Source organism: Acinetobacter apis, from assembly GCF_900197575.1.
GTDB lineage: Bacteria > Pseudomonadota > Gammaproteobacteria > Pseudomonadales > Moraxellaceae > Acinetobacter > Acinetobacter apis.
Genome location: NZ_FZLN01000001.1, coordinates 1255258 through 1279999 on the forward strand (window position 1 = coordinate 1255258; position 24742 = coordinate 1279999).

The 24742-nt window shown below is 41.1% G+C and carries 25 protein-coding genes; 1 reads left to right on the top strand and 24 read right to left on the bottom strand.

What is annotated here, in order from left to right; translation table 11 throughout:
• Nucleotide 1: 1 nt before the first annotated feature.
• The 11 genes from nuoL to ndhC form a co-directional block, all read right to left on the bottom strand.
• Complete coding sequence (nuoL, locus tag CFY84_RS05880; protein WP_088823224.1) at nt 2-1894, bottom strand: NADH-quinone oxidoreductase subunit L; 1893 nt, start codon at nt 1892-1894, stop codon at nt 2-4.
• Entirely contained in the window at nt 1891-2199 is a 309-nt protein-coding gene (gene nuoK / locus CFY84_RS05885) for an NADH-quinone oxidoreductase subunit NuoK (RefSeq protein WP_088823225.1), read from the bottom strand. Before nuoK ends, nuoL begins: the two co-directional genes overlap by 4 nt.
• Complete coding sequence (nuoJ, locus tag CFY84_RS05890; RefSeq protein WP_088823226.1) at nt 2192-2713, bottom strand: NADH-quinone oxidoreductase subunit J; 522 nt, start codon at nt 2711-2713, stop codon at nt 2192-2194. Before nuoJ ends, nuoK begins: the two co-directional genes overlap by 8 nt.
• Nucleotides 2710-3252 (bottom strand): NADH-quinone oxidoreductase subunit NuoI, encoded by a 543-nt coding sequence (gene nuoI, locus CFY84_RS05895; RefSeq protein WP_088823227.1) that lies wholly within the window; start codon nt 3250-3252, stop codon nt 2710-2712. The genes nuoJ and nuoI overlap by 4 nt, the downstream gene beginning before the upstream one ends.
• Nucleotides 3253-3271: 19 nt before the next feature.
• The gene (gene nuoH, locus CFY84_RS05900; RefSeq protein WP_088823228.1) at nt 3272-4285 is read right to left on the bottom strand and encodes an NADH-quinone oxidoreductase subunit NuoH; all 1014 of its coding nucleotides are present in this window, start codon (nt 4283-4285) and stop codon (nt 3272-3274) included.
• Entirely contained in the window at nt 4282-6972 is a 2691-nt protein-coding gene (gene nuoG / locus CFY84_RS05905; RefSeq protein ID WP_088823229.1) for an NADH-quinone oxidoreductase subunit NuoG, read from the bottom strand. The genes nuoH and nuoG overlap by 4 nt, the downstream gene beginning before the upstream one ends.
• 11 nt (nt 6973-6983) lie before the next feature.
• Nucleotides 6984-8315, bottom strand: a complete 1332-nt coding sequence (gene nuoF, locus CFY84_RS05910) for an NADH-quinone oxidoreductase subunit NuoF (protein ID WP_088823230.1) — start codon at nt 8313-8315, stop codon at nt 6984-6986.
• Nucleotides 8312-8821 carry an NADH-quinone oxidoreductase subunit NuoE gene (gene nuoE / locus CFY84_RS05915; protein ID WP_088823231.1) on the bottom strand — a complete coding sequence of 170 codons (510 nt, stop codon included), beginning with the start codon at nt 8819-8821 and terminating at the stop codon, nt 8312-8314. The genes nuoF and nuoE overlap by 4 nt, the downstream gene beginning before the upstream one ends.
• Before the next feature lie 12 nt (nt 8822-8833).
• Nucleotides 8834-10624: an NADH-quinone oxidoreductase subunit C/D gene (gene nuoC, locus CFY84_RS05920; RefSeq protein WP_088823232.1), complete on the bottom strand. Its 1791-nt coding sequence runs from the start codon at nt 10622-10624 to the stop codon at nt 8834-8836.
• 84 nt (nt 10625-10708) lie between these two features.
• A complete protein-coding gene (locus CFY84_RS05925) occupies nt 10709-11386 on the bottom strand; it encodes a NuoB/complex I 20 kDa subunit family protein (protein WP_088823233.1) in 678 nt (225 codons plus the stop codon).
• Nucleotides 11387-11413: 27 nt separating this feature from the next.
• The gene (gene ndhC, locus CFY84_RS05930) at nt 11414-11920 is read right to left on the bottom strand and encodes an NADH-quinone oxidoreductase subunit A (protein ID WP_088823234.1); all 507 of its coding nucleotides are present in this window, start codon (nt 11918-11920) and stop codon (nt 11414-11416) included.
• A 447-nt stretch (nt 11921-12367) separates the two neighbouring features.
• Between ndhC and CFY84_RS05935 the strand changes: the two genes are divergently transcribed.
• Nucleotides 12368-12721: a hypothetical protein gene (locus tag CFY84_RS05935; RefSeq protein WP_088823235.1), complete on the top strand. Its 354-nt coding sequence runs from the start codon at nt 12368-12370 to the stop codon at nt 12719-12721.
• Between the two features lie 26 nt (nt 12722-12747).
• Here the strand turns inward: CFY84_RS05935 and bfmS are convergent, their stop codons facing one another.
• The 13 genes from bfmS to mazG all read right to left on the bottom strand — a co-directional run bounded on the left by bfmS (nt 12748) and on the right by mazG (nt 24729).
• The gene (bfmS, locus tag CFY84_RS05940) at nt 12748-14388 is read right to left on the bottom strand and encodes a sensor histidine kinase BfmS (RefSeq protein ID WP_088823236.1); all 1641 of its coding nucleotides are present in this window, start codon (nt 14386-14388) and stop codon (nt 12748-12750) included.
• 45 nt (nt 14389-14433) lie between these two features.
• The gene (gene bfmR, locus CFY84_RS05945) at nt 14434-15150 is read right to left on the bottom strand and encodes a response regulator transcription factor BfmR (RefSeq protein WP_088823237.1); all 717 of its coding nucleotides are present in this window, start codon (nt 15148-15150) and stop codon (nt 14434-14436) included.
• 340 nt (nt 15151-15490) lie between these two features.
• Nucleotides 15491-16039: a translation initiation factor IF-3 gene (gene infC / locus CFY84_RS05950; protein WP_088823238.1), complete on the bottom strand. Its 549-nt coding sequence runs from the start codon at nt 16037-16039 to the stop codon at nt 15491-15493.
• 5 nt (nt 16040-16044) lie between these two features.
• On the bottom strand, nt 16045-17967 hold the full coding sequence (thrS, locus tag CFY84_RS05955) for a threonine--tRNA ligase (protein WP_088823239.1): 1923 nt from the start codon (nt 17965-17967) through the stop codon (nt 16045-16047).
• Between the two features lie 161 nt (nt 17968-18128).
• Nucleotides 18129-18680, bottom strand: a complete 552-nt coding sequence (gene yjgA / locus CFY84_RS05960) for a ribosome biogenesis factor YjgA (protein WP_088823240.1) — start codon at nt 18678-18680, stop codon at nt 18129-18131.
• Between the two features lie 2 nt (nt 18681-18682).
• Nucleotides 18683-18952 (bottom strand): HPr family phosphocarrier protein, encoded by a 270-nt coding sequence (locus CFY84_RS05965; protein ID WP_088823241.1) that lies wholly within the window; start codon nt 18950-18952, stop codon nt 18683-18685.
• Complete coding sequence (gene rapZ, locus CFY84_RS05970; protein WP_088823242.1) at nt 18949-19800, bottom strand: RNase adapter RapZ; 852 nt, start codon at nt 19798-19800, stop codon at nt 18949-18951. The genes CFY84_RS05965 and rapZ overlap by 4 nt, the downstream gene beginning before the upstream one ends.
• 27 nt (nt 19801-19827) lie before the next feature.
• Nucleotides 19828-20676, bottom strand: coding sequence for a pantoate--beta-alanine ligase (gene panC / locus CFY84_RS05975; RefSeq protein WP_088823243.1), 849 nt, complete (start codon nt 20674-20676; stop codon nt 19828-19830).
• A gap of 1 nt (nt 20677) precedes the next feature.
• Nucleotides 20678-21487 carry a 3-methyl-2-oxobutanoate hydroxymethyltransferase gene (gene panB, locus CFY84_RS05980; protein ID WP_088823244.1) on the bottom strand — a complete coding sequence of 270 codons (810 nt, stop codon included), beginning with the start codon at nt 21485-21487 and terminating at the stop codon, nt 20678-20680.
• 22 nt (nt 21488-21509) lie between these two features.
• Entirely contained in the window at nt 21510-22013 is a 504-nt protein-coding gene (gene folK / locus CFY84_RS05985; protein WP_088823245.1) for a 2-amino-4-hydroxy-6-hydroxymethyldihydropteridine diphosphokinase, read from the bottom strand.
• Complete coding sequence (pcnB, locus tag CFY84_RS05990) at nt 22013-23467, bottom strand: polynucleotide adenylyltransferase PcnB (protein ID WP_088823246.1); 1455 nt, start codon at nt 23465-23467, stop codon at nt 22013-22015. Before pcnB ends, folK begins: the two co-directional genes overlap by 1 nt.
• A gap of 119 nt (nt 23468-23586) precedes the next feature.
• Complete coding sequence (locus CFY84_RS05995; RefSeq protein WP_088823247.1) at nt 23587-23931, bottom strand: ComEA family DNA-binding protein; 345 nt, start codon at nt 23929-23931, stop codon at nt 23587-23589.
• A gap of 9 nt (nt 23932-23940) precedes the next feature.
• Nucleotides 23941-24729 (bottom strand): nucleoside triphosphate pyrophosphohydrolase, encoded by a 789-nt coding sequence (mazG, locus tag CFY84_RS06000; RefSeq protein ID WP_228149605.1) that lies wholly within the window; start codon nt 24727-24729, stop codon nt 23941-23943.
• Between the last annotated feature and the right edge of the window lie 13 nt (nt 24730-24742).

Consider the following 24742-nt stretch of genomic DNA (forward strand, 5'->3'; position numbering starts at 1 on the left):
CCTATATGATCTGAATTGCAATCAACACCATCAGTAGAATCACCGCTGCAAAGGCGATACTTGATGTGTACTCTCTTAACGATCCTGTTTGACGAGTACTTGCGGCATGATGACCCGATTTAACAAGCACAGGTAAAATTAACCAGACTTGATCAATTGGGTCATGACCGAGAAGCTTGGCAATCAATTGATATGGACGAACAAACAGTAATTGATATAAAGCATCAAAACCAAATGCTGCATAGAACAAGGTAATTATACGTTGCCCTAACCAAGACTGTGTCCATTTTTCAAGGGGTTGTTTGAAAACAATCCATACCATGCCTGCCACCAACACACCTATCAGTGCAATCCATACAGCCTGATGTTCTGCATGAATAATCTGTTGTTCTAAAGCCAGTGGAATGTTTAACGCAGGAATATGTGCTGTTGTAAGTAAAGTCTCAACAGGATGCTTGAGTGCTGCGCCTAATGTAGTGGACAAAGCCAGTAAAATTGCTAAAGGTAACCAATAGGTGATGCCATGTAATGCATGTGCATGAGTTTTTTCTTGTCCAAAAAACACCACCAAAATTAAGCGGAATGTGTAAATTGAAGTTAAAAAGGCACCAACCACACCCACCCAATATAACTGTTGGTATATTGGTAACTGTTGCATTAAACCTTGTGCATACACTTGACCTAAAATGGCATCTTTAGAGAAGAAGCCAACGGTAATCCATGGCATTGCAGCCAATGCACCACCGCCAATCACAAAACAGGCAAATACAAATGGAATTTTTTTGCGTAAGCCACCCATTTTAAAAATGTTCTGTTCATGATGACACGCTAAAATCACTGCACCTGATGAAAGGAATAACAAGGCTTTAAAAAATGCATGTGCCAGCATATGAAATAAGCCCGCTTGATAGGCTTCCGCACCCACAGCCATAAACATATAACCCAATTGGCTCATGGTGGAATACGCTAAAATGCGTTTGATATCTGTTTGTACCAAAGCAGCACAGCCTGCCACAATCAAAGTCACGGCACCAATAATGGCAATGCCTTGTAATACTTCAGGCGTCAACTCAAATATGCCATGCATACGGCAAATTAAATAAATCCCTGCGGTGACCATGGTTGCTGCATGGATTAATGCAGATACAGGAGTTGGCCCTGCCATCGCATCTGCAAGCCATGTTTGTAATGGAATTTGTGCTGACTTCCCTGCTGCACCAAGGAACAGCATGACACTGATCCAAAAAGCGGTTTCATGTGGAACATAAGCCAACACCTGTTGGGCATGCGCTAAAATGGTTGCAATATTTAGTGTGCCAAACTGCTGATACAGTAAAAATAATGCGATCAGTAAGAAAACATCACCTACACGGGTCACAGTAAATGCTTTTATGGCAGCAAAGCCATTGGCTGGATTATGATAATAAAAACCAATCAATAAATAAGAGCATAAACCAACACCTTCCCACCCTAAAAATAAAAGTGCTAAGTTGTCAGCCAAAACCAGCACCAACATGCTTGCAACGAATAAATTAAAGTAAGAGAAAAACCGTGCATAGCCTGCTTCACCGCGCATATACCATGAAGCAAACACATGAATTAAAAAGCCAACACCCGTAATCATGCCCATCATCAGCAAAGATAAACCATCTAAATGAAAACTGATGCTTGGCGCCAAGCCTGCAACACTAAACCATGTCCATAGATGTTGGGTAAAATCAATTTGACCTTGATTAACAAAGTTCACACCGACCCATATAGTGGTCAGAAAGGATAAACCAATTGCACCTACGCCAACCCAAGCCGATAGGTTTTCAGAAAAACGTTCGCGTCCAATCACCAAAATAATAAAACCGAGTAATGGAAATAAGACGGTTAAAAATAGAGAACTCATCCGTGCATCTCCTTGGCCGCATCAATATCTAAATGGTGGAAACGGCGATAGAACTGCAGTACCAATGCCAAACCAATACATGCTTCCGCTGCAGCTAAGGTCAACACCAAAATGAACATGATTTGCCCATCGGCTTGACCCCATGCACTGCCTGCCACCACAAATGCCAATGCGGCTGCATTCATCATGATTTCTAAACTCATTAGAATGAAGAGAAAGTTACGGCGAACCATCACACCATATAAACCCAGTGCAAATAATATACTGGCAACAATTAAGCCATGATCGAGTGGAATATTACCCATGATCCACCTCACTGTCGTTGTTTCGCTTTCCTAAGTGAAATGCTGCAACCAATGCTGCCAATAAAATCATGGCAGCAACTTCAACCAATAAAACATATTGGGTAAAAAGCAATTGACCGACTGCTTTTGGCCCCACCATCTGATGACCTAAAAACAAATCATCTGCCGTATGATTACGTGCTAGCATCCACACCAACACCAGTCCCAATAACACGCTTAAACCAGCTGGAATAGCCCATGTTTCTGAACTGAGCCATTTTTTTTCTTGCGCGGCTGTATGCTGTCCTAGATTCAGCATCATGACCACAAATACAAACAACACCATGATGGCACCTGCATAGACAATGACTTCTAATGCTGCTGCAAAGGGCGCACCTGAAATCATAAAGATGCCTGCAACTGCCAATAAAGACACGATTAATGACAGCAATGCATGCACAGGATTGGTGTTCGTGACCACACGAATTGTCGAGATAATTGCTACCAAAGCAATTAAGTAAAAAGGCCAGCTCATGGTAATAGACTCCGTACATCGACAGGCTGGCTTTCATTTTCAGCTTGTCCTTTGCCTTTACCTTGAATTGCCATGCCTGTCATGCGATAGAAGTTATAGTCTGGGTATTTGCCTGGACCTGAAATCAGTAAATGTTCTTTTTCGTAGACCAAATTTTGACGTACATATTCGCCCATTTCAAAATCAGGGGTCAGCTGAATGGCGGTGGTCGGACATGCTTCTTCGCACATGCCACAAAAAATACAACGTGAGAAATTAATTCTAAAAAATTCAGGATACCAACGTCCGTCTTCTTTTTCTGCTTTTTGTAGTGAAATACATCCTACAGGACATGCCACTGCGCATAAGTTACATGCCACACAGCGCTCTTCACCATCAGGATCACGTGTTAATACAATCCGCCCACGGTAACGTGGTGGTGCAATTTGTTCAGCTGGCACTTCAGGGTATAAAATGGTATCGCGCTTACGTGTTGCATGGCTAAATACCATAAATAATGAACGGATAATTGACCCGACGCCTGTTAATATTTTCATCATGATGCTGCTCTCCCTGCAACTATGCTGAATGCTTCAGTAAAATGACTGCTCCAGTAACCAACACATTCACCAATGCCAATGGCAAACAGACTTTCCAGCCAAAATTCATCACCTGATCATATCTTGGTCGCATTAATGATCCGCGTGCCAAAACAAACATCATGACAAAAAAAGCTGTTTTTAATACAAACCAAAAGGCAGCTGGAATAAAAGGAATATCAAGATTAAATGGAGCCAACCACCCCCCAAAAAACAAGGTCACAATGAGGGCTGAAATCACAATGACATTGACATATTCCGCCACAAAGAACATACCCCATTTCATACCGCCATATTCGACATGGTAACCTTCAGATAATTCTTGCTCAGCTTCTGGTTGGTCAAATGGATGACGATGTGTCACTGCCACACCTGCCACCACAAACACCATAAAACCAATAAATTGCGGTACGATATTCCATAAATCACGCTGTGATTCGACAATATCACGCAAGCTAAATGAACCAGCAATGGCCACCACCCCCATCAGCGATATTCCTAAAAACACTTCATATGAAATGGTTTGTGCTGATGAGCGCAGTGCGCCTAAAAGTGCGTATTTATTATTTGATGCCCAACCACCAAGCAAGACCGCATAGACTGCAATGCCTGCCATGGCCATAAAAAACAGTAAGCCAATATTTAAGTCAGCTGCCCCTAAATATGGGCTCACAGGAATGACCATAAAGGATAAAACTGCAGTTGCCATGGCCACGGCTGGTGCCATTCTAAAAGCCAATTTATCTGCAAATTTTGGGGTCCAATCTTCTTTAAACATGATTTTAAGCATGTCAGCAACAATTTGTAGCGAACCATTTGGCCCTACACGGTTCGGACCATAACGGTCTTGCCAAAGTGCAAGTAAACGGCGCTCAACAAAAGACAATAATGCCGCACACAAGACCACAATTAATAAAATCATCACGGCTTGTAATACGCTGTAAGCGACAGGCCAATCTGTCGCCCATGCGGGTAAAAGGCGAAGTTCATTCATGCTGCGCCCCCAATTAAAATATCAATCGGTTCTAGAAAAGAAACCGTTGGTGCTAAGCCAATTGGATAGCCCAAATGCCCTTCAGGCACATAATCCAACACACTCACTTTGAGATAAATCTCATGTTTTTGTGAGCGAATTTTAATTTCTTGCCCATCACGAATATTTAGTCGTGAAGCATCTTGCTGACTCATGGTTAATACTGGCTCAGGCAAACGCGATTGCATGGCTGGTGTATGAATTGTAAATTCACCTGAAGCAAAAATATGATGCATTGGAAATAAGCGGAAACGTTGTGCTGTGGTGTGCTCTGCTGCTGGTGCAACATATTGACGTGCAGCTCGTTTCGGTAAGCGATCAAATAAACGAATACCTGAGTCACCACCTTTTAAATGTCCGCCCACTTCATCTTGATATTTATTCCAAGACTGCGGAGAATTCCAACCGGGTGCCCATGCAAATGGAACCAATGATGCTGCATTTTGACTTCCTACAAAGCCTTCCATTGAAAAGGTCAATGCTGAATCTAAATCGCTTGGCTGCTTAGGCTCATGTACCGAAAGTGCTGAACGCATTGCGGTACGTCCTGAATAACGACGTGGCTCACGGGCAATTTTTAAGCCATGAACACGATAACCTGCATCAGGAGCAACATCTTGAATAGCGTTCAATACAGGAATGTTTTTTACTGTATAGTCAATCACATCATCAAGAACACGCCATTCAATCGGACGTTTTTGAATACCCGTAGCAATCGCATGTAACCAACGCCATGATTCTTTAATCGCATCTTCAGGGCGATAATAGCTTGAGTCATAAACTTGATAATAACGTTGCGCTCGCCCTTCTTGGCTCACCACTGTGCCATCACCCTCTGCAAAACTTGCCGCTGAAAGCACCACATCTGCTTGTTTTACAGTTTCTGTTTCACTATGGTCTAAGACAATGACATCTTTGGCTTTTGCTAATACTTGATCAATCAGTGCTTTAGGTAACCTGCGGTATAAATCATTTTCAACAATTACCAATGCATCATAGTCTTCATGAAAGGCATCTTCTAAGCTCAAGCCACCAAGCAATGTCACACCCATTGAATTGACTTCAGGTAAAACCAAACTCAAACCCGCTTTATTTGGTAAAGCTTGTGCAATTTGTGCTGCCGCTTCAATTAGTGATGCATCTTGTAGGCTCGTTCCTGAAATAATCAGTGGTTTATTGGCTGTTTTTAACACGTGTGCAATTTGCTCAGCAAACGCAAGCGTTTCAGCATCTAAACCACGGCTTTGACGACCTTCAATCGCATTTGCAATGGCAAAACCAAGTAAAGCAATATCATGAGCAGATGCCACGACTTCACCTGTTGCTACATCTGTTAAACGAGTATGTGTTGCAGCTGCAATATAAATGGGTGATTTTTCATCTTGCCCAATACGAAGCACAGGCTCGGCCAACCATTCTGGTGTACGTGCTTTCGCAGCCATCGCTTTGGCTTTGTTTTTTGCCGCTTGACGGACAGCCAACGCCATACGTGGTGCAGTTTGCGTTAAGTCTTCACCTAAAATGAGTACCGCATCATGTGCCTCAATATCACGTAAGCTTGGTGTGTAAATGCCTTCGGTTTGAAAAATCGAAGCGACAAGCTCAACCATTTTTTGCTCATGCTTGGCCATACCTGTTGAATAGCGCATGCTACCCACCCAAGACTTTAAAGCGACATTGGATTCAATACTTGCACGTGGTGAACCAATGCCTAAAATTTTACGACCATTAAGTTTATCAATCACTGCATCTAAAGCTTGGTCTACTGAAACCATAGTCACTTGTGAAGTGGTGCGAAATTGAGGCTGACGCGGACGATCCTCACGATTCACATAGCCTGCACCAAAGCGCCCTTTATCACATAAAAAGTACTGGTTTACATCGCCATTAAAACGGTTTTCTATACGGCGTAATTCACCATAGCGTTCACCTGGGGAAATATTACAACCTGATGCACAGCCGTGGCAGATGCTTGGGGCATATTGCATATCCCATTTACGGTTATAGCGCTCGGAATGGGTTTTGTCGGTAAATACCCCTGTTGGGCAAATTTCAGTTAAATTGCCTGAAAATTCACTCTCTAAGGCACCCGATTCAGGACGTCCAAAGTACACACGCGATGCATTGCCATACACCCCTAAATCAGTACCACCAGCATAATCTTTGTAATAACGGACACAGCGATAACAGGCAATACAACGATTCATTTCATGGGCAATAAATGAACCGAGTTCTTGGTTATGATGGGTACGTTTGGTAAAGCGATAGCGTCTGCGATCATGCCCTGTCATCACCGTCATATCTTGTAAATGACAATGTCCACCTTCTTCACAGACTGGGCAGTCATGCGGATGGTTGGTCATTAAAAATTCAACCACTGATGCACGAAATTCTTTCGCTTCATCATCTTCAATAGAAATATAGGTATCGTTTGATGCAGGGGTCATACATGACATCACCAAACGACCACGTTTATCATCGGCATTGGCATATTGTTTTACCGCACATTGACGGCAAGACCCAACTGAACCGAGTGAAGGATGCCAGCAAAAATAAGGGATATCTATGCCGAGCGATAAACAGGCCTGTAATAGATTTTCTGAGCCATTGACGTCGTATTCTTTGCCATCGACATGTATAGTCGCCATTGTCGAACTCCTTAAGCTTGTTCTGCGTACGTTGGAGCTAAAGCAGGTTGTTGAATCTTTGCTTCAAACTCATGTCGCCAATATTTTAATGCGCTCTGTAACGGCTCCATTGCACCGGGTGCATGCGCACAGAACGTTTTACCAATCCATAGTTTTTTCGTTAGCTCTTGCAAATGTTGGATATCTTCCATTTTGCCTTGGCCATTTTCAATGGCACGTAATGCTTTTACACTCCACGGCAAACCATCACGGCACGGTGTACAAAAGCCGCATGATTCTCTGGCAAAAAACTCTTCTAAATTACGAGTTGCAGCCACCATGCATTGCTGTTCATCAAATACCATCAGTAAACACGTTCCCAAACGTGAACCTGCTTTCATAATACTGTCTGAATCCATGGGTAAATCTAAGTGGTCTGGGGTCAGAAAATCAGTCGATGCCCCACCTGGTAACCATGCTTTTAAGGTCAAACCGTCTTGCATACCGCCTGCATGGTCTTCAATCACTTCACGTGCTGTAGTACCAAATGGCAGTTCCCATAGTCCAGGAAATTTCACTTTACCTGATGCACCATAAATTTTTGTGCCTGGGTCTTTTGATTTGTCTTTTGATAAACCGATATACCACTCAGCACCACGAATTAAAATTGCAGGCAAGTTATTATAAGTTTCAACATTATTGACAATCGTTGGACGACCCCAAGCGCCTGCCACCTGTGGGAAAGGCGGTTTAGTACGGGGGTTGGCACGGCGGCCTTCTAATGAGTTAATCAGTGCGGTTTCTTCACCACAAATATAACGTCCAGCCCCAGTATGCACATGTAACTCAAAACCCCAACCAGACTGTAAAATGTTGTCACCTAAATAACCACATTCATGTAATTGGGCAATCGCATCATTTAAATATTTTGCCGCTTCAATATATTCGCCACGAATAAAAATATAACCATGTGTGGCTTCTAAGGTATATGCAGCAATCAGCATGCCTTCAATCAGTTGATGCGGTAAACGCTCCATCAATAAACGGTCTTTAAACGTGCCCGGTTCCATTTCATCAGCATTACAAATTAAATAGCGTGGACCACTAAAATCATTCGGTGCCATTAAAGACCATTTAATTCCAGCAGGAAACCCTGCACCACCACGACCTTTGACTGTGGCCGCTTTAATCACATCAAGCACTTCGGCAGGTTTCATGGTTAATGCTTTTTTAAAACCAGCATAACCCTCTAAACGTTCATAATCAGCCAATGAATGAACATGGTCTTGCTGGCTCAAACGCCAAGTCAGTGGATGGGTTTCTGGATTACCATCGCCATAAACAGGTTTCGGTTCAGTATTCATTTGTACTTCTCCAATAGCGTTTGAATGGACGATACGCCCACTAAACCATGCGTATCCTCATCAATCATTAAGGTTGGCCCTTGGTCACAATTGCCTAAACAGCACAGCGGCAATAAGGTAAAGCGTCCATCACTTGTGGTTTGACCAAGTTGAATGCCCAACTCTTTTTGAAATGCAGCAGATAAGGTTTCTGCTCCCATTAAAAAGCATGCAATAGAGTCACACAATAAAATGACATGTCGTCCAACAGGCTGACGGTAAATACGGTTATAAAATGTCGCCACACCCTCCAAATCAGCCGCACTAATATTGAGTAGTTGTGCAATTGCATACATCTGACGATCATTCACCCAACCAAAACGGCGTTGAACACACTTTAAAGCATCTAATGATGCTGCACGTGGATAAGGATAATGGCTGACATGATGTTCAATTTCATGAATCTCATCTGCTGTTAATACACCTGCAACATCTACACGTGGTTTGCGATCAGTTAAAATCATCATTGCTCGTTCTCCTTAACGATCCACATCTGCCATGACGACATCAATCGTTGCCAAATAAATGATCAAGTCTGAAACCAAACTGCCATTAATGACGGACGGTATTTGCTGTAAATGGGTAAATGTTGGTGTACGAATCCGTGTACGGTAACTCATGGTGGCTTTATCAGAGGTTAAATAATAGTTGCTTGCACCTTTGACCACTTCTGCCATCACAGAGGCTTCACCTGCCGGCATGACAGGTCCCCATGACACACTTAAAAAATGGGTAATTAAGGTTTCAATGTCTTTTAAGGTTTTGTCTTTTGGTGGTGGTACTGCCAATGGGTGATCGGCTTTATAAGCACCTGATGGCATATTGTCCAAACATTGCTGTACAATTTTTAATGATTCACGAATTTCATGAAAATGTACCATCACACGGGCATACGCATCGCCTTCGTATTCAAGCGGCACATCAAAATCATAATTTTCATAACCACTATATGGACGATATTTCCGCACATCAAAATCAATTCCTGTGGCACGTAACCCTGTGCCTGTGATGCCCCAAGCTAAAGCAGACTTCGCATTGTATTGTGCAACATGTCGAGTACGGCCAATAAACACCGAGTTTTTCAGCGCAGCTTTATAATATTCATCAAGACGCTTTGGTAACCAACTTAGAATTTCACGAATTAACTTTTGCCAATTATTGGGTAAGTCATGTGCTGTTCCCCCAATACGGAACCATGCAGGGTGCATACGAAAACCCGTAATGGCTTCAATCGCATCATAAATTTTTTGGCGGTCAGCAAACATATAAAATACAGGTGTCATACCGCCTGCATCTTGAATGGCTGTTCCGATATAAAGTAGATGATTATTAATGCGAAATAATTCTGACATCATCACGCGGATGCATTGCGCACGGTCAGGTACAGTAATGCCTGCCAATTGTTCAACACCCATCACATAGGGCATATTTTGTGCACAGCCACCTAAATAATCCACACGGTCGGTATATGGAATAAATGAGTGCCATGTTTGACGCTCAGCCATTTTTTCCACACCACGGTGGTGGTAGCCAATATCAGGGACGCAATCTTTAATTTCTTCGCCATCTAACTGTAAAATGACACGAAATGCACCATGTGCTGATGGATGGTTCGGACCTAAGTTTAAAAACATAAAGTCTTCGTCATCATTGCCACGGCTCAAGCCCCAATCTTCTGGCACGAAGCGCAAATGCTCTTGCTCAAAATCTTGTTTGGCTTGGTTTTGCATATATGGCGTATATTCTGTTGCACGTGCAGAATACTCTTTACGTAATGGATGACCTTCCCAATACGTTGGCAATAAAATACGACGTAACATCGGATGCCCATCAAAATGGACGCCAAACATGTCATACACTTCACGCTCATACCAATTGGCATTCGGCCAAATGTTGGTGGCAGTCGGCACATTTAAATCGTGCTCAGAGAGTGCCACTTTAATACGAATATCTGCATTTCGCTCTAACGACAGTAAATGATAAAACACTGTAAAATCAGAGGCAGGCAAATCATATCGATGCTGACGCAGACGCTCATCCACGGCTGATAAATCAAACAACATGACATATGGTCGTGCGACAGTGCGCAAAAACATCAAAACGGTATGGAGCTGATGACGCTCAACCCATATAGTTGGGAAGTTTTCAAAGGTCGCTTGAAGTTTAAATTGGCCCGCAAATTTTTGGGTTAATTCATCAACAATTGCAAATGCTGGACGTAAGTCGCTTGGACTTAATTCATCTGGCGTCGCAAAATCCATTTCAGCCATCTTTGGCTTCCTTTTATAAGTTTTATCGTCTCAATCCCTAACAGCAAAAGCACTGATCCTATGCGTTCACCGACATGTTAAGAATTATTCAATCTCATCCATTGAGCGTAAATTGGTCACAGCAATACGCTGCTCATTTTTACGGTCTCGCTCTGGTGTCATTTTTGGTTTATAAATTGGTTTTAAATCATCTCCCATGACCGCAGACAATGGACGACGTTCAAGCTGAATTTGATCTTGTAATAACATCAAAGCTTGCATTAACGCTTCAGGACGAGGTGGACAACCTGGGACATATACATCCACTGGAATGATTTTATCTACCCCTTGTACCACAGAATAAATGTCATACATGCCGCCCGAATTGGCACAGGCTCCCATAGAGATGACCCATTTAGGCTCTAACATTTGCTCATATAAACGCTGAATGACAGGTGCCATTTTAATAAAACATGTCCCTGCAACAATCATTAAATCCGCTTGACGGGGCGATGCACGAATGACTTCTGCACCAAAACGTGATAAGTCATGTACACCTGTTAATGTAGTGGCATATTCGACATAACAACATGATGTCCCAAAGTTAAATGGCCAAACTGAGTTTTTGCGTCCCCAGTTCACCACATGATGCATCACGTCTTCTAAGCGGGTCATAAAGATGTTTTTATTGACTTCTTCTTGAAGCGGATCACTTACCGTTTGCCGATCTTGTAGCGGATATTCATCCGCATTTGGATTGGCACGGGTTAATGTGTATTTCATCCCGTTGACTCCTTGTCAGTGTAACTTTTATTTTTTTACTCTAGATTGGGCAGGAATACGCCCAGTTGCATCACGCACTAACTCATCCACTGAATTAAAACGTGTAATTTCTGCCAAATCCATATTTAGCGATGCTGCATTTTGGGTTTTGACTCGAGAACGATCGGCAGGTGCCCATGTTAGTGCCCCTGTTGATAAGGCATAAACAAGACCAATCAAAAGATCGACAACAAAAATGGTAACCGTGACAAATCCGAACCAACCGACTTCACGCACAGAACTTGCCCATGCATATAAATACAGTGCTTCTAAATCGAAAATAACAAAGAAAATTGCGACAAGATAAAATTTGGCAGATAAACGCATACGCGCACTACCGACACCGACAATCCCAGATTCAAACTGTTCTTGCTTTGCACGCCCCCATGACTTACCACCCAAAAGCGTGGGTACTGTAAGCATAAAAACACACAAAAATGTCACTCCAATCACAAAGGCAATCGTTGCCCATTCATACGATGTGACGGCACTCATGCGGGGATTCCTTCCTAGCTGGCCTATAGAATATTGAATACATTTGTTGAAAAACAAAATGAACCAATCGTTTTATTTTACTCACTTATTTAGGCACTGACTAGCTGATAAATCTAGTTCAAATTTTTAAGATGATGAAAATATAAGCTCAAAAGCAGGCTAAGACTAAGGTATATATACTTATTGATGAATACTATTAATTCATCCATAAAGCGTTTTTTTTTCAATGCGAATCCATTTTATAAATAGATCTGAATAATGTGCAAATACGGCCACATTGGGTATTAAGAATCATGCTCATTCAGGAACATGATAGGACGATAATTTATTCTTAATTTTGAAGTTTTTTAACGCATGCACTCAAAATTTAGCAATTCTTGTACAGAGCAAATTTAAAAAGCAGCATAAGCTGAAAATAGAAGTAAATCATAGTATGAGGAGAACATCATGAATCTTCAATTCACCCACAAACCGAACTATTTTTTAGGGGCGCAATTGGTTGTACGTCATTTGCAAAACACCTTACAAAAAGAAAAACGAGATCATGTCATTTTTTCGATTGATGACTTTAAACAGTTATTCCAAGGCGACAATGCATCAGCGACCATCGATTTAGACAGCATTTTGCATATTGCAAAACAATATAAAGTAGAAACGCTCTCTGGGGATACAGCGCTCATTCAGTCATATCATATCGATGGTGAAAAACATAACGTGAACTTCACCATCAATACCTCTGCAGTTGATGCTTTAAATGAAGGTAAATCATTTATTACCCCTGATGCCTCATCATATGAATAATAAAAAAGGGCGATCATCGCCCTTTTTTAATCTGCTTGTTTCATCACTTGTCGCTGTAATTTTTTCTTTGCAGGCCACTTCATTGTAAAACGCGCACCGCCTAATGTTGGGCTTTGATCAACTTCTATTGTACCGCCAAACCAAAATACAATTCGGCTCACAATCGACAACCCTAAGCCATATCCACCTGATGCACGGGTTCGGCTGTCATCTAATCGGGCAAAAGCTTCAAAGACACGCGCTCGGTCTTCTTCTGGAATGCCTGGCCCATCATCTTCAACACACACATAAGCCAAACCATCTTCTTGAACACCACCGCTCATCAGTACACGCTCATCACAATAACGGACCGCATTACCTACCAAGTTTTGCACAACGCGGTGTAAATAACGACGTTCTGCATCTGCAATTGCATGTTCAGCTGATGCATCAAACAAAATTTGTTTTTGTGTTTTTAATGCATTGGTTTCTACTACAACTTGCTCAAGCACATCATGAATATCAATTGCTTCTATATCCAATGAAGGCATACCCTGCTCAAGCTTGGCATAAGTCATGATTTCATCAATTAACGTATTTAATGCTTCAATATCTTTATCAATCATTTCAACTTGGCTAAGTCGGAACTCATAATCATCTTCTTCTGCCATCATTTCCATGGCAAAACGAACACGAGCCACAGGTGTTCTTAACTCATGTGATACTGCACGCATTAATTCACGCTGTGCTTCAATCAAACGCTGAATATGTGTGGCCATCTCATTATAACTTGATGACAAATTGGCCATTTCATCACTGCCTTCTACAGGCAATCGGGTACTTAAATCGCCCGTTCTAATCTTATTTAAGGCTTTAATTGCTTGTCTAGTTTTACGCTGTAACGGCAAAATCAAACCATAGACGCCCAAACTCAAGAGGAACAAACTTAATAAGGTAATGCCTGCTGCCAACTGTACTGGCATCCAATTAAATAAAGGAACTGGACCAATGGTTAAGACTTCTGATGGGTTGTTCGGTACAGGAGATACAATGGAAATGGTGGTTCCACGCATGGTCGCACTATCGCGATACAACAAAATACTTTGATCTTGGCGTAAGCGACCAATTTGTTCAGAATCGAGCCCTAAACCTAAAATTGATTTAATTTCAACAGAATAAGAAAAATGTTGGCGAATTTTAGCCAAATATTCTTTTTCCTGCCCTGGATAATAAATAAGATAATCTAAGATAAAAATAGGCAACGCCTTCATTTGGCGCTCACCAATTTTATTTACATTGATAAACAGATAATGCTTAGAATCGTTTTTTAATCCAATATAAATATTGGCAACAATGTTTTGCGCATCATAACGAACCACAGCTTGTTGATGGTCAATGCGTTTTTGCTCGGAATGAGAAAGATCAACTTTTGATCTTTCCACCAAATAAATCGGTAACTCTAACAGATCAGATGCATCTGAGATCCAATCTGTTCTTTGTTGATCAGTTGCTTGACGGTCAACGCCTTGCGCAATCACATAAGAAATGCCATCGGTTAATGATTCACGATATTCCTGCGCTCTTTGATAGTTGATAATCTGTACAAGTACATAACCAAACAATGCAACGAATGCAACTAAAATCACAACACCGGCATAAATACGCAGGAATATACTGTGTTTAAACACGAACTTTCTTTCCTTTTAAGATTGAGACAGCAACCTTACGTGCATTTATATTCCATTGGTTTCTTTAACGAACAAGTAACCTTTACTGCGCACGGTTTTAATACGTTTTGGATTTTCTGGGTCATCACCAATTTTTGGACGAATTCTTGAAATACGCACATCAATTGAACGGTCTTGCCCGTCATATTCAATACCACGTAAACGCTCAAAAATGTCTTCACGCGATAAAATGCGACCTGCATTTGATGCAAGTAACCACAGAAGGTCATATTCAGCACTGGTAAAGTCAACAAGCTCGCCATTTAATGTCACTGAACGACCACCGTTGTCAATCACTAGGTCATCAAACTCAATGCGCTGTGAACCTTCTTCTTCAACAGTTTTGTCTGTACGACGCAATAACGCGCGGATACGTGCCAATAACACACGTGGTTGTACAGGCTTCGCAACATAATCGTCTGCACCCATTTCTAGGCCAAGCACTTGATCCATGTCTTCTGTACGTGCAGTCAGCATTAAAATAGGATGATGGTAGTGTGCGCGAACTTCACGGCAAACGGTTAAGCCATCTGCACCTGGCAGCATGACATCAAGTACAACCATATCTGGTTGCTCAGCAATAATGCGTCGAATTGCGCGGTTGCCATCTGGCTCCACAGCCACTTCTAAGCCATTACGAATTAAGTATTCTTGTGTTAAGCGAGCAAGACGCTCGTCATCTTCAACAATTAAAATCTTTGGTAATTTTTCTTCTTGACTCATGGTTATCCCCTGTCAACGCTCTATCTTCTTAGGTACTGATTTTCAAACAGATACGCTAGTGTATAAGGAGCAATATACACATGTTTACATTGTAAACAAGATCATCTTCACCAAACTGATACATGAGACTCATAGTTTGTAATATTACATAAAGTATTGTTTTTAATAAAAATATATAGAAAAAAGTTAAAAAAAAGGCCAAAAAAATAAAAAAAACCGTACAAATATACACGCATAGTTTGTCGATTTAACCATCAAATCCATTTTTTAATTCGGCAATAAAAAAGACCAACTCGCAGATGAGTTGGTCTTTTATCGGTCTTTTTATCGGAATGTCGAATTACTTTTTCTTTTTCGGTCCAAGTAACATACCCATTTGGCGACCTTCCATTTTTGGTGCTTGTTCTACTACACCTAAGTCGACCACATCTGCTTCAACTTTTTGTAATTGTGCAAGACCCAATTCTTGATGCGCCATTTCACGGCCACGGAAACGTAAAGTGATTTTCACTTTGTTACCATCTTCTAAGAATTTTGTGATCGCACGGAGTTTGACATTGTAGTCGCCAACATCTGTTCCTGGACGCAATTTAATTTCTTTTACCTGCACCTGATGCTGTTTTTTCTTCGCATCTTTTTGCTTTTGCTTCAGGTCAAACAAATGTTTGTTGTAATCCATGACTTTACAAACAGGGGGTTCAGCATTCGCCACAATTTCGACTAAATCAAGTTCGTCTTGTTCAGCAGTACGGATAGCTTCAGCTAAAGACACCACGCCTTTTTGCTCGCCATCTGCACCAATTAAACGAACTTCTTTTGCCTGAATTTCATCATTAATTGCAGGTCGATTGCTTTTAGTACCTTGTTGGTTACGATCAGACTGTTTAATCTTTATTACTCCACAATATGCCGGCCACGTTCGGCAACGGCTGTTTTCACTAAATCAATGAAGGCATCAATTGACATAGTACCCAAATTTTTTCCTGAGCGTGTACGAACATTTACTGTACCTTCTTCAACCTCTCGGTCGCCAAGAACCAGCAAATATGGAATTCGTTCTAAAGTACGCTCGCGAATCTTAAAGCCGATTTTCTCATTTCTCAAGTCAGAAATAGCACGAAGACCGTTTTCTTTAAGTTTTGTTACAACATGCTCACATGCATCTGCCTGCACATCTGTAATATTCATAACACAGATTTGTGTTGGTGCAAGCCATGGTGGCATAAATCCTGCGTAATGTTCAATCAGTATACCAATAAAACGTTCAAAACTGCCAAGAATTGCGCGGTGCAACATGACAGGTTGATCACGTTCATTGTCTTCTGTGACATATGACGCATCAAGACGTTCTGGTAAATTGAAATCACACTGTATTGTACCACATTGCCAAATTCGGCCTAAACAGTCCTTGAGTGAAAATTCAATTTTAGGACCATAAAATGCACCTTCACCCGGCAACAGTTCCCATTCAAGACCAGCTTCATCTAATGCATCAGCCAAAGATTTCTCTGCCATATCCCACAAACTGTCATCACCGACACGCTTTTCAGGACGTGTTGATAATTTCATTTGAACTTCTTCAAAACCGAAATCTTTATAGACATCCAAAGTTAACTGGATAAACTCAGCCACTTCCTGACCAATCTGATCACGCGTACAGAAGATATGCCCATCATCTTGTGTAAAGCCACGCACACGCATGATGCCATGCAATGAACCTGATGGCTCGTTACGATGACATGAGCCAAACTCTGCCATACGAATTGGCAATTCACGGTATGATTTTAAACCTTGGTTAAAGATTTGCACGTGACACGGGCAGTTCATTGGTTTAATGGCATAATTGCGACTTTCAGAGTGTGTGGTAAACATGTTTTCTGCATAGTTTGCCGCATGCCCTGACTTTTCCCACAAGACAAAGTCAACAATTTGTGGGGTACGCACCTCTTGATATTTATGGTCTGATTGTACCTTACGCATATATTGCTCAAGCGTTTGATAAATGGTCCAACCATTTGGATGCCAAAACACCATGCCTGGTGCTTCTTCTTGCATATGAAATAAATCAAGCGCTTTACCAATTTTACGGTGATCGCGCTTTTCAGCTTCTTCAATACGTTTTACATAAGCAGCAAGCTGTTTCTTATCTGCCCATGCTGTGCCATAAATACGTTGTAATTGCTCATTTTTAGCATCACCACGCCAATATGCACCTGAAATTTTAGTCAGTTTAAATGATTTTAAAAACTTAGTATTTGGTACATGTGGACCACGACACATGTCGACATATTCTTGATGATAATATAAGCCCATTTGTGTTTCTTCAGGCATATCATCAATCAAACGCAGCTTGTATTCTTCGCCGCGCGCAGCAAACACATCAATGACTTCTGCACGTGGTGTCATTTTTTTAATAACATCATAATCTTGTGCAATCAATGATTTCATACGCTCTTCAATAGCTGCCATATCCTCTAAGGTAAATGGACGTGCAGTTTGAATATCGTAATAAAAGCCTTCCTCGATCACAGGACCAATGACCATTTTTGCTTCAGGAAACAATTGTTTCACAGCATGACCCACCAAGTGAGCGCATGAATGGCGAATAATCTCTAACCCTTCTTCATCTTTTGGGGTGAGAATTTGTAAATCAGCATCGGTGGTAATAAGGTCTGATGCATCAACAAGCTGGCCATTCACACGACCTGCCACTGTGTTTTTTGCAAGCCCAGGCCCAATACTTAATGCAACATCCATCACTGAGACGGCTTGATCAAATTCTTTTTTATCGCCATTTGGTAAAGTAATAATTGGCATAACAAAAATCCTTAAGGAGTGATGCCCCGTACAAAGGAGCATATCACCGCGAGATTATGATCGAGGAAAACCTCAAAATATAAAAACGGTGGTTAAAAAAATTAAAGACCATCATGTATACATACGAGGATGCATGACAATCTTGTGTGATGATGGGCAAACTACCCTTTTGATTTACCTTGATCAGAAAGTAAAGCAACTTGTTGAATATAATTTAACACCTTTTGACGCTCTTCGTTTAGCTCATCTGGTGTAGCTTCTAAATTTTTAGCACGATGATAACGCAACACATGCTGACGAAGCGTGTGCTTTTCTGTGGCGTTATAACCTTTACTAAATTCATGAATGGCTGCATCGCCTTGTTCTAAAATACGGTCAACCCAACGTGACAATTGCGCTTGCTTTTTAATGCCTTGTTGCGGGGTTAAGTAAGAAAGAATAATCGACTCATCTTCATTACGTAATAGTTTACCTACACGTAAAAATTGACGGCGACGTGCTTCAAATGATGTGATTTCTTTTACATCAAGTAATGCATCAATCAAGCGTTCATCTACAGGAAGCTTTTGAATTTGTTTAATGGACAATTCAGACAATTGCTCACCTAAAGCGGCCATACGTTGCACTGCACGTTTTTGCTCGCTTTTACTTGCGCGTCCTTCTAATGAATCAAAGTCTTCACTCGTATAGTTTTTTTGCGGTCGACGTGCCACGTTTACTCTGCCTCGTAAAATTTTGCTGCAAAGAGGGCTTTTACTTCTGCTAAAGCAAGCTCCTCATCTGGACCGTTAACAATCAAACGTAATGTGGTGCCAATACCTGCACCAAGCATGAGTAGCGCCATGATATTTTTTGCATCAATCAAATGATCGCCACGCCCAATTTGAATGGTGGAACGAAATTTGGTTGTTACCTCAATCAGTTTACCTGATGCGCGTGCATGTAAACCCAGCTTATTAATTACATCTACCGTTGTGTCAATCATGACCAGTGCTTCATTTCTCTATGTAAAATTTGAATAGACCAGTCTTTAGCTAAAGCACTTTTTAATCTATCCACCATATATACTGAACGATGTTGGCCACCTGTACAACCTATAGACACAGTTAAATAATGACGATGTCCTTTTGAGAATGCAGGTAACCACTTTTGTAAAAAATGATAAATATCTTGATACATTTCATTCACTTGATCATTTTCAGCCAAGAATTCTTGTACAGGTGCATCTAAACCTGACAATTTTCTTAAATTCAAATCCCAATGTGGATTGGGCAAGTGGCGAATATCAAATACATAGTCAGCATCTAATGGAATTCCATGCTTATAGCCAAATGACTGTAAAATGAGAATTAAATTATCTGACTGACCCAATTTTGATAAAAGCGTATGCTTTAAATCATGAACGCTTTTATCGGTGGTATCAATATTTACAGTTGATCTAAACTGAACTGGCAATAATAAACTTTTTTCTTGTTGAATGCATTCATTTAAGCTTTGATAACGGTTACTAAGCGGATGTGGTCGTCTCGACGCACTAAATCTCGCAATCAATTGCTCATCTTTTGTACTTAAATAAATAATATCAACCGAACCATGCTGCTTCATTTGTTCAAACACAGCATCAAAGTCTTGTAAGTCAGCTTGGGTGCTTCGAACATCTACCCCAAGCGCCAATTGTTCTAAATTATTTTCATGGTCGAGCTTAGCGACAATTTCAGGTAACAATGCAAGCGGAAGATTATCTATACAATAATATCCTAAATCTTCTAACACCTGTAAAGCAGATGATTTTCCTGATCCTGATTGGCCTGTCACAATCAAAATTCGCTTCATGGCATGGTCCTTTAATACACGGTGTATTTAAGTTGCTATAAATTTGACTTTTAAATTATCAATTAAACGCGTTTCACCAAGCTTTGCTGCAACAAATAAAACCACATCTTGATCAAACTGCGTCAGGTGTTCTAAATCAGGTGTATATGCAGACACATAATCAATTTCAAATCCTGCATGGCATAAAGTATGCTTTAGCGTCTCTAAAACATCTGCCAATGCTATACCATCATGTAGCTGCGTTTCCGCTGCCAATAAACTTTGATAAATGGTCGGAGCAATCTGACGTTGTTCCGCTGTTAAATAGCCATTTCGTGAGCTTAATGCCAGTCCATCTGCACTTCGTGTAGTGGGTACAGCTATAATCTCAAGTGGCATATTTAAATCATGAACCAATTGCTTGACCACCACCACTTGCTGAAAGTCTTTTTGTCCAAAAAAGGCATAACTTGGCTGCACAATATTAAGTAACTTGGTCACAATCAATGCTACACCATCAAAATGACCTGGACGTGAATGACCACACAACATATCTGTCACACCAGACACTAAAACCTTGGTTTTCACTTGCGGCTTAGGATAAAGTTGTTCAACCGTTGGTGCAAAAATAATATCACAACCAACATCGGCCAAGAGATGACTATCTTGCTCTAATGTTCGTGGATAATTATCAAAATCTTCATTTGGACCAAATTGGGTTGGGTTCACAAAAATACTGACCACCACAATGTCACATAAATTTTTTGCTTCACGAACTAGGTTTAAATGACCTTCATGTAAATTGCCCATGGTTGGGACAAAACCAATAAGCTTTCTTGCACTACGTGCAGGATGTAATGAAGCTGCAAGTCCATGGATGGTGGTTTCGGTTTTCATGCTACAACTCAATTTGAAAAGTATGTTCAATGGCTGGAAATTGTTGTTCAATCACTGCATGATGATATGCTTGAATTGCATCAATAATTGCATTCGCACCTGATTGTTCAATCATAAAATTACGTACAAAGCGCGCAATGCGACCTTGTGTTAAGCCTAGCATATCTTGGACCACCAACACTTGCCCATCGGTATCTGCACCTGCACCAATGCCAATCACAGGTGTTTGGCTAAATCGCTCAGCCACTTCTTTACCCATTTGCGCAGGAACACACTCTAAAACAAAAAGTGCAGCCCCTGCATCGACCAATTGTTGGCAATCATCAAGTAAGGCATCAGCAGCTTGGCGTGTTTTCGCTTGGACTTTATAGCCGCCAAAAACATTAACTGACTGTGGCGTTAAACCCAAATGGACACACACAGGAACACCATGACGGGTTAACAATTGGACTGTCTCACTCAGCCATGCACCACCTTCAATTTTAACCATTTGCGCACCGGCCTGCATAACCTTTTTCGCATTCAGCAAAGCATCATGTGGGCTTGCATACGATGCAAACGGCAGGTCTGCAATAATCATGGCATAACGGTTTGCACGGCTAACACACGTGGTGTGATAAACCATATCTTCAATGGTGACAGGAAGCGTTGAGTCATGACCTTGCATGGTCATACCGAGCGAATCACCTATTAAAATCGTATCCACTTTCGCAACTTCCATGGCTTTTGCCATGCTTGAGTCATAACAGGTTAGGCATGAGAATTTACGATTTTCCACTTTAAAACGACGTAAATCACTTAAGCTTGTCATGAGGTTTCCTTATTGTATATCTTTATGTTGAAGATGCTGGGGCATGCACAGCCCAATCTGCTGCAAGCACAGGTTTTAATGTAGATGATTTTACGACATCAAGCATTGCTAATTGATGTCCATGAACAATTAAGTTTGGATTTAAATCAAGCAGTGGCAGCAGTACAAAATCTCTCAACAACACCCCAACATGCGGTACGATCAAACGCTCATGATGAATCACTTGATCTGCATATAACAATAAATCTAAATCTAATGTTCGCTCGCCCCAATGACGAAGCCGAACTCGACCGGCTTCAATCTCAAGCGCTTGTAATTGATCAAGCAATGCCAAAGGCGATAAAGAGGTTATAAGCTCAACCACGGCATTAAAGTAATCTGGCTGATCTTGCGGACCCATCGGCGGACTTGAATATAATTGCGATACCCGAACCTGTCCATGCGCCTTTAAGTGTTCAATGGCAGTATTAAATATTGCCACTGAATCACCTAAATTACTGCCAAACCCAATATAGGTGGTATTCATTACTGCGTTGGCCCAAAAACAACTTGTTTTAAATCACGTTGTACACGCTTTCGCTTTAAAATCGGATGCTTAGCATCAATCACTTGGCCTTGATCTGATTTGTGTTCAGCTTGGCTAGGTGACGGTGTTGGGCGTGTTCGCGAACGACTACGACGTGGATGCACTTCTGACTCTTTCACTAAAGGTTCAATTTCAGTGGTTATCGGTGCTTCAATGACAACTTCAGATGTTCTACGACGCTTTTTAACACGGGTACGATTGTATTGAATAATCGCAAGCTCTTTTTCATCTTTCGTCAGAATCTGATATTGATCCCACCACTGCCCCATGCCTTCAGTTGTTTTATCACCTGACTTTTCACGCAATAACAAAAAGTCAAACCCTGCTCTAAAACGCGCATGATTTGCTAAAGACTCAATCTGCTGTGGCTTAGGATTTAACAAACGAACTTGCATTTCCCAAACTTCACGAATAAAAGTTTCCGTAAAACGTGGAATAATGGTCCGTGTCGATTGACGCTTCAGAACATCTAAACCGGCTTGTGCACGCGCTTCTGCAGGCACCATATTGCGGTTCAAATAAAACTGTGTACGCTCTAAGAAGTTATCCCAAAGTAACACTGCATAAAAGAAGGCAGGATTAATATTTTTACCCACTTGAATGCGCTGATCTGTATTTTTGGCAACTAATCCAATAAACGGGGTAATTTCAGGTCGAATTTCAGCAAACAATTGCTTCCAAATATCGAACTGAATGAGCATTGGCAAAATATCTTGTAAGTGCCCCATCGTAAATAGCTTTTGTGACTCGTCATACAAACGATGCGGGGAAATATCACGCAGTAGTTTTGCCATTTCTGGGGTAAATACCGCCAAAATATCTTTTGATAAGCGAAAATCTAATTTTGCTGCAAAGCGAAGTGCACGAAGCATGCGTACAGGATCTTCTTCAAAGCGTTTCGCTGGATCACCCAATAAACGCAAAGTTTTGCTTTTAATATCATCAATCGCATCACAAAAATCAAGCAAAATGCCCTTTCGTGGCTGGTAATACAAAGTATTAATTGAGAAATCACGCCGAATAAAGTCTTGCTCAATCGTGCCCCAATTATTGTCGCGTAGAATCATGCCCTGTGCACTGGTCACCTCTTTTTTAGGTGGTGCACGGAAAGTCGCAACTTCAATTAAATCACGACCAATATAGACATGAGCTAGCTCAAAACGGCGCCCAATGATACGGCATCGGCGACCAAAGACCGATTTAATTTGTGCAGGCGTGGCATTTGTCACTGCATCATAATCTTTTGGCTGCAAGCCGAGCATAAGATCACGAGCTCCACCACCAACGATGTATGCCTCATAACCTGCTTTACTTAAAGTATCAATCACTTCTGTAATTGACGGCGGTAGTTTCTTTATGGATAAACCATATTTTGACGCGCGTAAAGTGTGCAAAAGACGCTTTCTCCTACGTCTGTAATGAATATTTTAATTTTGACTCAAAATCAATCAGTCATCATCGATTAATTTCTCTGTATCTTATACTAAGCATGAGATAGTTTCACCATCAAGTTTTAAAGAACTAGGCGATCTTTATTTTTTTCTAAGATTTTATCACCAATTCCTTTAATCTTTTTTAACTCATCAACCTGCTTAAACGGCCCGTGTTCAGTACGATAATCAACAATTGCTTGGGCTTTTTTATCCCCAATACCCGACATCTTTGCAAAAGCATGCTGATCCGCTTGATTAATGGAAATTTTAGCATTTGCAGATGATTTATCGGTTGTTTGAGTCACGCGAGCTTGTGGCACAGCAGGCTGTTTTTGCTTCCAATCACGATATTGACGATCATATTCTGTATTTGCTGATGCTGAAATGGCACACCATAACAAAGATACAAATAAGATGATTTTCATCACGTGTCCTTATTTCACGATTTCAGTCAGCTTTGCTTGATCCCATAAGGTATCCATTTCAATCACACTTAAATCGGTCAAGGCTTTACCTTGCTGCTGTGCTGCTTGCTCAATAAATGCAAAACGTGTTCTAAACTTGGTTAAAGTTAAAGACAATGCCTGATCACACGATAAGCCCAATTGGCGCCCGACATTCACAAGCGAGAATAAACAATCACCAAATTCTTTTTCAATTTCAACAGCATTTTGTGCTGTCATGGCCTCATGTAACTCGACCCACTCTTCTTGAAATTTTTCCATTGAATCTTCTATGGTGGCAAAATCAAAACCAACAGCAGCTGCTTTTTTTTGAATTTTCTCAGCTTGGGTGAGCGTTGGTCCATGTTTTACTTGATCAAGTACAGACAGTGTTTGTCCACGTGCTTGTTTTTCTTGTTGCTTAATGGCTTGCCATGAGTCGTTAAGGGCTTGCTCAGTTAAAAACGCTGGCTGTTGTTCAAATACATGTGGATGTCGACGAATCATTTTTTGGTTGATTGCGTCTGCAACATCATCAAAAGTAAACGCATGCTGCTCTGCATACATTTGAGATTGAAAAACCACTTGTAATAAGAGATCACCCAATTCATTTTTAATGTCGTCTAAATCGCCTGAGCGTATCGCACTTTCAACTTCATATGCCTCTTCAATCGCATATTTGGTTAAGCTCATTGGAGTTTGCTCACGATCCCAAGGACATTTTTCGCGTAGCACTTGCATGGTGTTTAACAGTTTTTCTAACGATTCAACCGATGACACATGTCGCTCCTTT

What these genes read in the sequence shown, in the direction of transcription:
- nuoL (WP_088823224.1), bottom strand. Translation starts at nt 1,894, where the DNA reads ATGAGTTCTCTATTTTTAACCGTCTTATTTCCATTACTCGGTTTTATT.
- nuoK (WP_088823225.1), bottom strand. Translation starts at nt 2,199, where the DNA reads ATGGGTAATATTCCACTCGATCATGGCTTAATTGTTGCCAGTATATTA.
- nuoJ (WP_088823226.1), bottom strand. Translation starts at nt 2,713, where the DNA reads ATGAGCTGGCCTTTTTACTTAATTGCTTTGGTAGCAATTATCTCGACA.
- nuoI (WP_088823227.1), bottom strand. Translation starts at nt 3,252, where the DNA reads ATGATGAAAATATTAACAGGCGTCGGGTCAATTATCCGTTCATTATTT.
- nuoH (WP_088823228.1), bottom strand. Translation starts at nt 4,285, where the DNA reads ATGAATGAACTTCGCCTTTTACCCGCATGGGCGACAGATTGGCCTGTC.
- nuoG (WP_088823229.1), bottom strand. Translation starts at nt 6,972, where the DNA reads ATGGCGACTATACATGTCGATGGCAAAGAATACGACGTCAATGGCTCA.
- nuoF (WP_088823230.1), bottom strand. Translation starts at nt 8,315, where the DNA reads ATGAATACTGAACCGAAACCTGTTTATGGCGATGGTAATCCAGAAACC.
- nuoE (WP_088823231.1), bottom strand. Translation starts at nt 8,821, where the DNA reads ATGATGATTTTAACTGATCGCAAACCACGTGTAGATGTTGCAGGTGTA.
- nuoC (WP_088823232.1), bottom strand. Translation starts at nt 10,624, where the DNA reads ATGGCTGAAATGGATTTTGCGACGCCAGATGAATTAAGTCCAAGCGAC.
- CFY84_RS05925 (WP_088823233.1), bottom strand. Translation starts at nt 11,386, where the DNA reads ATGAAATACACATTAACCCGTGCCAATCCAAATGCGGATGAATATCCG.
- ndhC (WP_088823234.1), bottom strand. Translation starts at nt 11,920, where the DNA reads ATGAGTGCCGTCACATCGTATGAATGGGCAACGATTGCCTTTGTGATT.
- CFY84_RS05935 (WP_088823235.1), top strand. Translation starts at nt 12,368, where the DNA reads ATGAATCTTCAATTCACCCACAAACCGAACTATTTTTTAGGGGCGCAA.
- bfmR (WP_088823237.1), bottom strand. Translation starts at nt 15,150, where the DNA reads ATGAGTCAAGAAGAAAAATTACCAAAGATTTTAATTGTTGAAGATGAC.
- thrS (WP_088823239.1), bottom strand. Translation starts at nt 17,967, where the DNA reads ATGCCAATTATTACTTTACCAAATGGCGATAAAAAAGAATTTGATCAA.
- CFY84_RS05965 (WP_088823241.1), bottom strand. Translation starts at nt 18,952, where the DNA reads ATGATTGACACAACGGTAGATGTAATTAATAAGCTGGGTTTACATGCA.
- rapZ (WP_088823242.1), bottom strand. Translation starts at nt 19,800, where the DNA reads ATGAAGCGAATTTTGATTGTGACAGGCCAATCAGGATCAGGAAAATCA.
- panC (WP_088823243.1), bottom strand. Translation starts at nt 20,676, where the DNA reads ATGAAAACCGAAACCACCATCCATGGACTTGCAGCTTCATTACATCCT.
- panB (WP_088823244.1), bottom strand. Translation starts at nt 21,487, where the DNA reads ATGACAAGCTTAAGTGATTTACGTCGTTTTAAAGTGGAAAATCGTAAA.
- folK (WP_088823245.1), bottom strand. Translation starts at nt 22,013, where the DNA reads ATGAATACCACCTATATTGGGTTTGGCAGTAATTTAGGTGATTCAGTG.
- CFY84_RS05995 (WP_088823247.1), bottom strand. Translation starts at nt 23,931, where the DNA reads ATGAAAATCATCTTATTTGTATCTTTGTTATGGTGTGCCATTTCAGCA.